General features: G+C 70.9%; 12 protein-coding genes. 9 read left to right on the top strand and 3 right to left on the bottom strand.

Annotation, left to right across the window (positions count from 1 at the left end):
* Positions 1-105: 105 nt before the first annotated feature.
* The 4 genes from thyX (at position 106) to HW578_RS05420 (ending at position 2,398) form a co-directional block, all read left to right on the top strand.
* The gene (gene thyX, locus HW578_RS05405; RefSeq protein WP_198369520.1) at positions 106-1,047 is read left to right on the top strand and encodes an FAD-dependent thymidylate synthase; all 942 of its coding nucleotides are present in this window, start codon (positions 106-108) and stop codon (positions 1,045-1,047) included.
* On the top strand, positions 1,037-1,642 hold the full coding sequence (locus tag HW578_RS05410) for an HD domain-containing protein (protein ID WP_198369521.1): 606 nt from the start codon (positions 1,037-1,039) through the stop codon (positions 1,640-1,642). Before thyX ends, HW578_RS05410 begins: the two co-directional genes overlap by 11 nt.
* Positions 1,639-1,875, top strand: coding sequence for a hypothetical protein (locus HW578_RS05415; protein WP_198369522.1), 237 nt, complete (start codon positions 1,639-1,641; stop codon positions 1,873-1,875). Before HW578_RS05410 ends, HW578_RS05415 begins: the two co-directional genes overlap by 4 nt.
* A 64-nt stretch (positions 1,876-1,939) precedes the next feature.
* Entirely contained in the window at positions 1,940-2,398 is a 459-nt protein-coding gene (locus HW578_RS05420; RefSeq protein ID WP_198369523.1) for a DoxX family protein, read from the top strand.
* A 6-nt stretch (positions 2,399-2,404) separates the two neighbouring features.
* On the opposite strand, the gene ilvD is transcribed toward HW578_RS05420, so the two are convergent.
* Positions 2,405-4,261 carry a dihydroxy-acid dehydratase gene (gene ilvD, locus HW578_RS05425; RefSeq protein WP_198369524.1) on the bottom strand — a complete coding sequence of 619 codons (1,857 nt, stop codon included), beginning with the start codon at positions 4,259-4,261 and terminating at the stop codon, positions 2,405-2,407.
* 68 nt (positions 4,262-4,329) lie between these two features.
* Complete coding sequence (locus HW578_RS05430; protein WP_198369525.1) at positions 4,330-5,436, bottom strand: Mrp/NBP35 family ATP-binding protein; 1,107 nt, start codon at positions 5,434-5,436, stop codon at positions 4,330-4,332.
* Between the two features lie 325 nt (positions 5,437-5,761).
* Here HW578_RS05430 and hflK point away from each other — a divergent pair, with 325 nt between their 5' ends.
* The 5 genes from hflK (at position 5,762) to HW578_RS05455 (ending at position 11,390) form a co-directional block, all read left to right on the top strand.
* Positions 5,762-6,847: an FtsH protease activity modulator HflK gene (gene hflK, locus HW578_RS05435; RefSeq protein ID WP_369407824.1), complete on the top strand. Its 1,086-nt coding sequence runs from the start codon at positions 5,762-5,764 to the stop codon at positions 6,845-6,847.
* Positions 6,844-7,767, top strand: a complete 924-nt coding sequence (gene hflC, locus HW578_RS05440; RefSeq protein WP_198369527.1) for a protease modulator HflC — start codon at positions 6,844-6,846, stop codon at positions 7,765-7,767. Before hflK ends, hflC begins: the two co-directional genes overlap by 4 nt.
* Positions 7,768-7,790: 23 nt before the next feature.
* The gene (locus tag HW578_RS05445) at positions 7,791-7,958 is read left to right on the top strand and encodes a DUF2065 domain-containing protein (RefSeq protein WP_198369534.1); all 168 of its coding nucleotides are present in this window, start codon (positions 7,791-7,793) and stop codon (positions 7,956-7,958) included.
* Positions 7,959-8,072: 114 nt separating this feature from the next.
* Positions 8,073-9,608 (top strand): DegQ family serine endoprotease, encoded by a 1,536-nt coding sequence (locus HW578_RS05450; RefSeq protein WP_198369528.1) that lies wholly within the window; start codon positions 8,073-8,075, stop codon positions 9,606-9,608.
* Positions 9,609-9,779: 171 nt separating this feature from the next.
* Complete coding sequence (locus HW578_RS05455; RefSeq protein WP_369407826.1) at positions 9,780-11,390, top strand: DUF6311 domain-containing protein; 1,611 nt, start codon at positions 9,780-9,782, stop codon at positions 11,388-11,390.
* Here the strand turns inward: HW578_RS05455 and serB are convergent.
* Positions 11,360-12,205, bottom strand: a complete 846-nt coding sequence (serB, locus tag HW578_RS05460) for a phosphoserine phosphatase SerB (RefSeq protein ID WP_198369530.1) — start codon at positions 12,203-12,205, stop codon at positions 11,360-11,362. The two genes, HW578_RS05455 and serB, sit on opposite strands and share 31 nt — an antisense overlap.
* Between the last annotated feature and the right edge of the window lie 16 nt (positions 12,206-12,221).

The raw sequence follows: 12,221 nt of genomic DNA on the forward strand, positions 1-12,221 counted from the left end.
GGTGGCGTGTCCAGGCCATGGCGGCCTGGACACCCTCGCTCCGTTCCTGTGTGACGACTCGGCCCTTCCCCCCTAATACGGCCCCGGGTGTCGCAGGGGGACGTGATGGCGCTGACCGACGAACAGCAGCAGGAGATCGCGGCGGCGCGCGCCGCCGAGGGCCGCACGCGCCGCCCCAGCGTCCCCGCGCTCGAGGCCATGCTGTTCGAGGCGATGCCCGTGCTCGACCACGGCTTCGTGCGGGTGGTGGACTACATGGGCGACGACGCCGCCATCGTGCAGGCGGCGCGCGTGAGCTACGGCCGCGGCACGCGCGCGGCGAACGAGGATCGCGGGCTGATCCGCTACCTCATGCGCCACCGCCACTCCACGCCCTTCGAGATGTGCGAGATCAAGTACCACGTGAAGCTGCCGATCTTCGTGGCGCGGCAATGGATCCGCCACCGCACGGCGAACGTGAACGAGTATTCCGCGCGCTATTCCATCCTCGACCGCGAGTTCTACATCCCCGCGCCCGACCAGCTCGCCGCGCAGTCGGTGGTGAACCGCCAGGGCCGCGGGGACATCCTGGAAGGGGCCGAGGCCGCGCGCGTGCTCGACCTGCTGCGCGAGGACGCGACGCGCAACTACGACCACTACCTCGAGATGCTGAACGAGGACGAGCAGGGCGCGCCGCGCGACCCCGGCCGGCAGGGCCTGGCGCGGGAGCTGGCGCGCATGAACCTCACGCTCAACGCCTATACGCAGTGGTACTGGAAGACCGACCTGCACAACCTGCTGCACTTCCTGTCGCTGCGCGCCGACGCCCATGCGCAATACGAGATCCGCGTCTATGCCGAGGCGATGCTGCAGACGGTGAAGGCCTGGTGCCCCATCGCGCACGAGGCCTTCTGCGACTATCGGCTCGGCGCGGTCACGCTCTCGGCGCAGATGATGGGCATCGTGAAGCGGCTGCTGGCGGGCGAGGCCGTCACGCAGGCGAGCTCCGGCCTGTCCAAGCGCGAATGGCGCGAATTGATGGAGACTCTGGGCCGCGATGCAGCCTGAGCGCGCCGACGCCATCCTGGGCTTCTTGGCGCTGGCCGACCGGCTGAAGTCGGTCGAGCGGCGCGGGCGCGTGGTGCTGCCCGATGGCGCGACACGGCGCGAGAACAGCGCCGAGCATTGCTGGTCTCTCGCGCTGATCGGCACGCTGCTGCACCAGGATGTCGCGCAGCCCCTCGACCTCGGCCGCGCGCTGATGATGGTGGCGATCCACGACCTGGTGGAGATCGAGGCCGGCGACACGTTCGCCTACGACGCCGCCGGCCGCGCCACCCAGGCCGCGCGCGAGGCCGCGGCGGCCGAGACGGTCTTCGCACTGCTGCCCGAGGATCTCGCTGGAAGGCTGCGCGCCCTGTGGGAGGAATTCGAGGCCGGCGAGACGCCGGAGGCACGCTTCGCCATGGCCTGCGACCGCATGCAGGGCTTCCTGCAGAACGTGCTGTCGGGCGGCATCGCCTGGCGCGAGAACGGCGTCACGCGCGCCGACACCGCGCCGCGGATGGACCCGGCGATCGCGGTGGACCCGGTCTTCGCCACGCTGATCGGCCGGCTGTACGAACGCGCGGAGGCCGACCGGCTGCTCGGCCCGCCGGCATGAGCGGGCGCGCCGGCGCAAAAGGCGTACGTGGCGCCGCGCGGTCGCGCAAGACCGGCGGCCGCTGGGCGGCGATGGGCCCCGTGGCGCGGCGCTGGGTCTTCATCGGCGGCTTCACCCTGGCATTGCTGGTCGGGCTGCCGCTGGCGCATGCGCTGGTGGGCGATATCGGCGCCATCCTGCTCGGCACCTTCGCCTTCGGCTTCGTCATCGGCCGAATGACGCTGAAACGGTGAGTGCGTAACCCGCCGCGGCGGCGGCGCGAAAGCCATGGCAGACGCCTCGACAGGGACCGCCGCCATGAGCCGCACCGACCGTATCCTGCGCCTGCTCGCGTGGCCGGCCGCGATCTGGATCGCCTACGAATTCACCTGGTACCAGCAGTACAAGCTCACCGGGCATCCCGGTTCGGTCAACTTCATCTTCCAGCCACTGGCCGACTGGTTCGGCATCCCGGCCTACGAGAAGCCCTTCCGGCTCGGCGTGGCGAGCATGGAGATCCTCGCCTCGATCCTCGTTCTGCTGCCCCGGACGCGCGCCTGGGGTGGCCTGCTGACCATCGGCATCATGTTAGGTGCGATCTTCTTCCACACGATCGGCCCGATCGGCATCGATCCCTACGGCGATGGCGGCAAGTTGTTCAAGGAGGCGATCTTCACCTGGCTGATGGGTGCCTTCGTCGCGATTGCCCATCGCCAGGAGATCATCGCGACGGCGGCTCGCTTCGGGCTCAGGCTGCCCGGCGCGCGGACAGCCTGACGGCGCTCAGCGGCGCCGTATGGCCGAGACGTCGCGCACCGCGCCGCGCGATGCGCTGGTCGTGAGCGCGGCATAGGCTTTCAGCGCCGCGGTGACGTTGCGCTTGCGCGGCGCGGCCGGCTGCCAGGCATCGGCACCCTTCGCTTCCATCGCGGCGCGGCGCTGTGCCAGCACCTCCTCCGCCACGGCCAGGTGCAGGCGGCGGTTGGGGATGTCGATCTCGATGATGTCGCCATCCTCGACCAGGCCGATGGTGCCGCCCTCGGCCGCCTCGGGCGAGCAATGCCCGATCGACAGGCCCGAGGACCCGCCGGAGAAGCGCCCATCCGTCACCAGCGCGCAGACCTTCCCGAGGCCCTTCGACTTCAGGTAGCTGGTCGGGTACAGCATCTCCTGCATGCCCGGGCCGCCGCGCGGGCCCTCGTAGCGCACCAGCACCACGTCGCCTGCCTTGACGGTGCCGCCCAGGATGCCCTCGACGGCCGCGTCCTGGCTTTCGAAGACGCGCGCCGGGCCGGTGAAGGTCAGGATCGACGCATCCACCCCCGCCGTCTTCACGATGCAGCCTTCCTCCGCGATGTTGCCGAACAGCACCGCGAGGCCGCCATCCTTCGAGAAGGCGTGTTCCATGTCGCGGATGACGCCGCCGGCGCGGTCGGTGTCGAGATCCTCCCAGCGCGCCGCCTGGCTGAAGGCGACGGTGGTCGGGATGCCGCCGGGTGCGGCGCGGAAGAAGGTCTGCACCGCCTCGGACGGGTTGCGCTTCACGTCCCATTCGGCCAGCGCCTCGGCCAGCGTGGGCGCATCCACCCGGGAGACCGAGGTGTCGAGAAGCCCTGCGCGGTCGAGCTCGCCCAGGATGCCCATGATCCCGCCGGCGCGGTGCACGTCCTCGACATGCACGTTGATGACGGAGGGCGCGACCTTGCACAGCACCGGCACGCGGCGCGACAGGCGGTCGATGTCGGCCATGGTGAAGGGCACCTCACCCTCCTGCGCGGCGGCCAGCAGATGCAGCACGGTGTTGGTCGAACCGCCCATGGCGATGTCGAGCGTCATGGCGTTCTCGAACGCCGTGAAGGTCGCGATGGACCGCGGCAGCACGGAGTAGTCGTCGGTCTCGTAGTGGCGGCGGGTGATTTCGACGATCCGGCGCCCGGCCTCGAGGAACAGGCGCTCGCGGTCGGCGTGCGTGGCGACCACCGTGCCGTTGCCCGGCAGCGCCAGGCCCAGCGCCTCGGTCAGGCAGTTCATGGAATTGGCGGTGAACATGCCAGAGCACGACCCACAGGTTGGGCAGGCGGAGCGTTCGATCATCGCCACTTCCTCGTCGGTCACGGTGCTGTCGGCCGCGACGATCATCGCGTCGATCAGGTCCACGCTGCGCTTCACGCCGCGATGCACGACCTTGCCCGCTTCCATCGGCCCGCCGGAGACGAAGACGGTCGGAATATTCAGGCGCATCGCCGCCATCAGCATGCCCGGCGTGATCTTGTCGCAGTTCGAGATGCAGACCAGCGCATCGGCGCAATGCGCGTTGACCATGTATTCGACCGCGTCGGCGATCAGCTCGCGCGAGGGCAGGCTGTAGAGCATGCCGTCATGGCCCATGGCGATGCCGTCATCCACCGCGATGGTGTTGAATTCCTTGGCCACACCACCGGCCTTCTCGATCTCCCGGGCGACCAGCTGGCCGAGGTCCTTCAGGTGGACATGGCCCGGGACGAACTGGGTGAAGGAATTGGCGATGGCAATGATCGGCTTGCCGAAATCCCCGTCCTTCATGCCGGTGGCGCGCCACAGCCCGCGCGCGCCGGCCATGTTGCGGCCATGGGTGGTGGTGCGGGAGCGGTATTGCGGCATCGGGGTCGTGTCCTCGTCGCGGGGTCGGGCGGGTGTAGCGCGGTTGGCGGCGGTCGCGAAGGCGGGGTTCAGTCGACCACGATCGACGGTGCGGCCTGCGTCGCGGCGCGCGCCTTCTCCCAGACCCGTGCCGCGATGCGGCGGTATTCCGCGGCTTCTGGGCTGTCCGGGCGGGCGGTGACGATCGGCGTGCCGGCATCCGCCAGTTCGCGGATCTCGAGCTTCAGGGGCAGTTCGCCGAGGAACTCCACACCGAGCCGCGCCGCTTCGCGCTTCGCGCCGCCATGGCCGAACATGTCGGTCCGGTGGTTGCAGTTCGGGCAGCAGAAATACGACATGTTTTCGATCACGCCGAGCACGGGGACGTTCACCTTCTCGAACATGCGCACGCCGCGCCGCGCATCGAGCAGCGCCACGTCCTGCGGCGTGGACACGATCACTGCGCCGGCCAGCGGCACCCGCTGGGACATGGTGAGCTGCGCATCGCCGGTCCCGGGCGGCATGTCGACGATCATGATGTCGAGCGCCCCCCACTCCACCTGGCCCATCATCTGCTCGAGCGCGCCCATCACCATCGGGCCGCGCCAGATCATCGGCGTCTCCTCGTCGACCAGGAAGCCGATCGACATGGCCTTGAGCCCCCAGCGCGACAGCGGCGTGATGCGCTGGCCGGTGGCGCGCGGCTTCTCCCGCGTGCCCAGCATCTGCGGCAGCGACGGGCCGTAGATGTCGGCATCCAGCAGCCCGACGCGCAGCCCTTGCATCGCCAGCGCAACCGCCAGGTTGACCGCGGTGGTGGACTTGCCCACGCCGCCCTTGCCGGAGGCGACGGCGACGATGGCCCCGACCTCGGGCAGCAGCATCGGCCCCTGGCCGGACGGCGCGCGCGCCGCCTGGCGTGGCGTGGCGGGCTGCGGCGTGGCGGGGCGATGTGCGGTCAGTACGGCGGTCGCGTTCAGCACGCCCGGCACCGCGGCTGCGGCGGCCTGCGCGGCGGCGCGCACAGGCTCCATCTGTGCGGCGCGTTCGCGCGGCACCTCGAGGCTGAACTGCACCAGCCCGTCGCGCGCCACCAGGCCCTGCACCATGCCGGCGGAGACCACATCCTGGCCCGTCGCCGGGTCCTTCACCGCACGCAGCGCGGCCGAAACCGCCGCCGCCAGAGACTCACCCATCGCTTGAAAAGCCCTCGTTCCTGGACAATATCCGCCCGGCCGGCGAGGGTGCCCCAGAACAAGGCGACTTCCCCGGTGCCCGGCCGGCGTCCATATGGTCGGGCGCCGCCCTTCCTGCATCCCTCAATGGCAGGCGACGGGCGAGACGTCACCACTGGTTATTGTGTTGGAGGCCAATCGTCGCATGCCCTGGAACAACAGTGGCGGACAAAGTCCCTGGGGGAACCCGCGGCCGGGCGGGCCATGGGGCTCGCCGCCGCCTGGTGGTGGTGGTGGTGGTGGCGGTGGCCCGGGCGGTGGCGGCCGGGGGCCTGATCTCGACGACATGATCCGCCAGGCGCAGGATGCTGTGCGCCGCTACCTGCCGCGTGGCGGCGGCAAGGGCGCCATGCTGCTCGGCCTCGTGCTGGTCCTGGTCTGGGGTGCGTCCGGCTTCTTCCGCGTGCAGCCCGACGAGCAGGGCGTGGTGATGCGCTTCGGCGCCTTCGACCGCGCGGTGCCGCCGGGGCTGAACTACCATATTCCCTGGCCGATCGAGTCTGCCACCACGCCGCGCGTGACGCGCATCAACCGCGTCGATGTAGGCTTCATCGGCTCGTCGGACACGCCCGTTGTCGGCGGCCGCGTGCTGCCCGCGCGCGATGTGCTCGCCGAATCGCTGATGCTGACGGGCGACGAGAACATCATCGACATCGATGTCGCGGTGTTCTGGCGCATCCGCGATGCCGAGGAATTCCTCTTCAACACGCGCAACCCGGAAAGCACCGTCAAGTCGGCCGCCGAATCCGTGATGCGCGAGGTGATCGGCCGCACGCCGATCCAGCCCGCGCTCACCGAGGCGCGCGCGCAGATCGAGCAGGAAGTGCGCCGCGGCACCCAGGCGATCATGGACCAGTACCGCGCCGGCATCGAGATCGTGCAGGTCCAGCTCCAGAAGGTGGATCCGCCCGCGCAGGTGATCGATGCCTTCCGCGACGTGCAGCGCGCCAATGCCGACCGTGAGCGCGCCCGCAACGAGGCCGAATCCTTCCGCAACGACATCATCCCGCGCGCGCGCGGCGAGGCCGAGCGCCTGGTCCAGGAAGCCCAGGGCTTCCGCGAAAGCCAGATCGCCCGCGCCCGCGGTGAGGCGGCGCGCTTCAATTCGGTGCTGACCGCCTACCAGACCGCGGGCGACGTGACCGTGCGGCGCATGTACCTCGAGACCATGGAGGAGATCCTGCGGCGCAACCCGACCATACTGGTGGATGACCGCCTGCAGGGGATCGTGCCCTTCCTGCCGCTCGGTGAGGGCGCGGCGGCGCCGCGCCCGGCCCAGGGCGGCACGCCGACCACCAGGCCGCCACCGCTGCCGCCCGTGCAACAGGGGCCGGGCGTGGTGCAGAGCCGTTCGCAGGGGGTGCCGCGATGAACCGCACTATTGCTCTGATCGCGGGCCTCGCCGTCATCGTCGTGACGGCGGCCTCGACGCTGTTCACCGTGCAGCAGACCCAGCAGGTGCTGATCACGCAGTTCGGCCAGCCGATCCGCGTGATCAACGAGCCGGGGCTGCATTACAAGGTGCCGTTCATCCAGTCGGTCATCACCTTCGACCGCCGCCTGCTCGACTTCGACGCGCCTGGCGAGGAAGTCATCCTGGGCGACCAGCGCCGGCTGATCGTGGACAGCTTCACGCGCTACCGCATCACCGACCCGCTGCGCTTCTACCAGACGGTCGGTGCGACCGAGGGCGGCATCCGCGGGCGGCTGAACTCGATCGTCTCCTCCTCGCTGCGGCGCGTGCTCGGCAACGAGCCGCTGCTCTCGGTGCTCTCGACCGACCGCACGCGGATCATGGGCGAGATCCGCGGCCAGGTGAACGCCGAGGCGCGCCAGTTCGGCATCGAGGTGATCGACGTGCGCATCCGCCGCGCCGACCTGCCGGAGGAGAACACCCAGGCCATCCTGTCGCGCATGCAGTCCGAGCGCGAGCGTGTCGCCCGCGAGGCCCGCGCCGAGGGTGCGGAGATCGGCCAGCGCGTGCGCGCCGGCGCCGAGCGTGAGCGCACCGTGCTGATCGCCGAGGCGCAGGCCCAGGCCGACGTGCTGCGCGGCCAGGGCGAGCAGGAGGCCATCCGCATCGTCGCGGAGGCCTTCAGCAAGGACCTGGACTTCTTCCAGTTCTGGCGCTCGATGCAGGCGTATCGGGAGGCCTTCTCGGAGGGCAACACCCGCATGGTCATGACCCCGGAATCGGAGTTCTTCCGCTTCTTCCGGGACAGCGGTGGCCGTCTCGCGCCGCTGCCGGGCGTCCCCGCGCCGGTGCCGGTCGCGCCCGCGACGCCGCAGTGACCTTCACGGGGCTTCTCCAGGGCGTGGCCGTGGTCCTCGCCCTGGAGGGGATCGCCTATGCCCTCGCGCCCGAGGCCATGCGGCGCGGCCTGGTGGTGCTGATCCAGGCCTCCGAGCAACGCCTGAGGCTGGGGGGCCTGATCGCCGCGGTGCTCGGCGTCGCGATCGCCTGGCTGTTGAACGGGCCGTGATCGGGCGCGACCAAGAGCGGGATGCGCCGCGGCGCGATACGTTGCATGATGGTGGCCTACGCCTGCCCTCGCAGGTGCCACATGCGTCCTGACGACCCTTCCCGGACCACCGCCATGAGGTGCCCCACCGTGCGCTTCGCCGCCCTTGCCATTGCCGCCGTCCTGGCGGTCGCCCCCCTCGCTCCGCCGGCCCTTGCGCAGCGCGCGCCCGAGAGCTTCGCGCCGCTGGCCCGCCAACTGCTGCCGGCGGTGGTCAATATCTCGACCACCCAGGCGGTGCAGGCGCGGCCCGGGCGTTCCGATGCTCCGGACGTGCCGCAGGCGCCGCCCGGCAGCCCCTTCGAGGAGTTCTTCCGGGACTTCTTCAATCGCAATCGCCCGCCCGGGCAGGAAGGCGCGCCGCCGCCCGGCCCAGGCACCGGCCCGCAGCAGCGCCCGCAGCGCCGCGGCCAGTCGCTCGGCTCGGGCTTCATCATCGATGCTCAGCAGGGCATCGTCGTGACCAACAACCACGTCATTGACGGTGCGGACGAGATCAACGTGATCCTGTCCGACAACACGACGATCCGCGCGGAGCTGCTGGGGACCGACCCGCGCACCGACCTCGCCGTGCTGCGCATCCGCACCGACAAGCCGCTGACCGCCGTGCCCTGGGGCAATTCGGACACGGCAGAGGTGGGCGACTGGGTGATCGCGATCGGCAACCCGTTCGGCCTGGGCGGATCGGTGACCGCGGGCATCGTCTCGGCGCGCGGCCGTGACATCCGCCAGGGGCTGTATGACGATTTCATCCAGACCGACGCTGCGATCAACCGCGGCAATTCCGGCGGCCCGCTGTTCAACATGGCGGGCGAGGTGGTCGGCATCAACACCGCGATCTATTCGCCCTCGGGTGGGTCGATCGGCATCGGCTTCTCCATCCCGTCGAACCTGGCGCAGCGCATCGTGGCGCAGCTGCGCGATGGCGGGCGGGTGCGGCGCGGCTGGCTCGGCGTGAACATCCAGCAGGTGACCGACGAGATCGCCGAGGCGCTGCGGCTGCCCAACGGGTCGCGCGGCGCGCTGGTGGCGCGCGCACAGGAAGGTGGGCCGGCTGCCGAGGGCGGCATCCGTTCCGGTGACGTGATCCTGCGCTTCAACGGCGCCGAGGTGCGCGAGATGCGCAACCTGCCGCGCATTGTGGCCGACAACGTGGTCGGCACGCAGGTGCCGGTGGTGATCTGGCGTGATGGCAAGGAAGAGACGGTCACCATCACGCTCGGCGAGTTGCCGGCGGAACAGGCGCAGGCATCTGGCGCCGCGCCGGCCGCGCCGGCGCCGGCGCAACCGGTCGAACTGGCCGGTCTCGGCCTGCGCGTGGCGCCGATCACGGACGAGCTGCGCCAGCGCTTCAACCTGCGTGCCGAGCAGCGCGGCGTGGTGATCGTCGAGGTCGCGCCGAACAGCCCCGCCGCGGAGCGCGAGCTCCGCCCCGGCGACGTGATCGTCGAGGTGCAGCAGGAACGCGTTGGCACCCCCGCCGAGGTGCAGGAGCGCATCGCGCGGCTGCGCCAGCAGAACCGCGCGGTGGCGCTGTTCGCGGTCGAGGGCGCGGGCGGACAGCGCTTCGTGCCGCTGCGGCTGCGCGGCGAGCGCGGCGCGCCGGGTTGAGGAGGGGGGAGGATACCTCCCCCCGCATCCGTCCCGTTCCTGTCGTTCGGAGACTGACCTCTGACGTCAGTTCCCCAGTTCCAGAAACAGGAGGGGGATCGGGGGAGTTCCCTCCCCCGAACTTCCGTCCTTGTCGAGCTGGTCGGCGCCCTGGCCGCGGCCGCGCTCGGCATCTTCGTCATCCATAGCGCCTTCGGCGGCTTCATCCTGCCACCATCCGACACGGGCTGGATGCTTTCGGGGCGCATCGGTCCCGATCCGGTTCAGTACTGGCTGGGATGGACCGCCTTCGCGCGGGATGAGTGGCGCTGGCCGCCTGGCGCCAATCCGGGCTGGGGAATGGAGCTCGCCTCGTCGGTCTTCTATTCCGACTCCATTCCGCTGCTGGCCTTCCTGTTCAAGGCGCTGCGGCCGGTGCTCGAGGTCGCGCAGTACTGGGGCATGTGGATCTACGCCTGCGGGGCGCTGCAGGCGGTGCTGGCTTGGGCGCTGATGGGGCGGGCAACGACGGACCCATTGGCGCGCCTGGCGGTGGCGGGTCTGTTCGTGATGCAGCCGCTGCTTCTCGGCCGGCTCGGCGGGCATTTCGCGCTTGGCGGGCAGTTCCTGCTGCTGATGGGCCTGTGGCTCTGCGTGGCGCCGGGGCAGGGGGTGCGGCGGGGGGGCGCTTGGGCGGGGCTGATGGCGGCGGCCTCCCTGGTGCAGGCGTACATCCTGCCGATGATCGGCGCGCTCTGGGCCGCTGACTGGCTGGCGCGGGCGGCGGAGCGCGACCGGCGCGGCGGCGGACTGATCCTCGCCGAGGCGCTGGTCGTGCCGGCGGCAGGCGTCGCGGGGCTTTGGGCGGGCGGCTTCTTCCTGCTGTCGGGCGGCTTTGGTGGCACCTGGGGCGGCTATGGGAAGATGCAGCTCGATCTGCTCGCCCCCTTTGACCCAGGCTATTGGGGCGCGCTGCTGCCGGATATCGAGACAGCGGGGCATCTCGAGGCGGGCAATTCCTATCCTGGGCTGGGCGCTCTCGCGGTGATCGGGCTCGGCGCGCTGGCCTGGGTGTCTGGGCCGCGGGGGGCGCTGCGGCGATACTGGGCCTTGCTGCTGGTGTTGGCCGGGCTGCTGCTGCTGGCGGTGACTCACCGTGTCGCGATCGGCGGGCGCGAGTTCGAGGTTCTGCCGCTGCCCGACTGGATCGTCTCCCGCGCCGATGCGCTGCGGGCTTCGGAGCGGTTCTTCTGGCCGGTGCTCTACGCGGCGCTGATCGGTGGCGCGGTTGCCCTGGTGCGGCGGCTTGGAGGGAAGCGCGCCGGCTTCGTGCTGTTCGCCGCGCTGATGCTGCAGGCGATCGACCTGCGGCCAGGCTTCGCCCGGCTGCATCACTACTTCATCGTGCAGCCGCCGACCGTGCCTTTGCGCCTGTCCGATCCCTTCTGGCTCGAGGCCGCGCGCCACTATGCCTTCGTGCGCGTGGTGCCCACCGGCATGCAGGCGCCGAACTGGGAGGAGGTGGCGGTCTATGCCGCGACGCTCGGGCTGCAGACGGATGCGGTCTATCTCGCGCGGCTCGACCCGCGCGCTGTCGAGGCGTTGAACGCGCGCGTGGTAGCGCTGCTGGAGCGCGGCGCCCACGAACCGCGCACCTTCTACGTGCTGGGCGACGAGGCGGCGCTGGCGCGTGCACGCGCCGGCATTGATCCGTCGCGCGACCTGCTCGAACGCTTCAACGACCGCTGGGTGCTCGCCCCCGGCTGGCGCGATCAGCCGGCGGCGAACTCGCCTGCGCGATAGCCCTGCGCGAAGAGCAGCGCGCGCAGGTCGGCATGGTCCACCCGCGCGCGCGCCGCGGCCGCCACCACGGGCTTGGCGCGGAACGCCACGCCGAGCCCCGCTGCCTGGATCATGTCCAGGTCGTTGGCCCCATCGCCCACGGCCAGCGTGGCATCGAGGCCGATGCCTCCCTGGGCTGCCAGGTGCTTCAGCGTCGCCAGTTTCGCATTGCGCCCGAGGATCGGGTCGGCGACATGGCCCGTCAGGCGCCCATCCGCCTCGAGGAGCGTATTCGAGTGGTGTTCGTGGAACCCGACCAGCGCGGCGACGCGGCCGGTGAAGAAGGTGAAGCCGCCGGAGACCAGCGCGCAGCGCGCCCCGTTCGCCCGCATGGTCGCGACCAGCTCGCGCGCGCCGGGCATGAGCTCCGTCTCGTCCCAGGTGCGCTGGAGCGCTTCGACCGGCAGGCCTGCCAGCATGCCCACGCGCTCGCGCAGTGCGCCCTCGAAATCCAGCTCGCCGTTCATCGCGCGCTTCGTGATGGCGGCGATGCGGTCCTTGATGCCGGCCTGGCCGGCGAGCTCGTCCAGCGTCTCGGTCGTGACGATGGTGCTGTCCATGTCGGCGACCAGCAGGCGCTTGCGCCGGCCGGCCGCAGACTGGGCGATGACGTCCACCGACGCGCCGGCGAGCGCGGCGCGCGCGGCGGCGTCGGCCTGGTCGGGCGCGAGGCCGGCAAAGGGCAGATCGGCGGCTTCCGCCGGCGCCAGCCAGTCCGGCGTGCCGGTGGCAGCACCGAGCGCGGCCAGCGCGACGGGCGGGTCCGAAGAGCACACGGCCGGACTCCAGTGT

Origin of the sequence: Roseomonas rosulenta (genome assembly GCF_016106005.1) — a bacterium.
Classification (GTDB): domain Bacteria; phylum Pseudomonadota; class Alphaproteobacteria; order Acetobacterales; family Acetobacteraceae; genus Neoroseomonas; species Neoroseomonas rosulenta.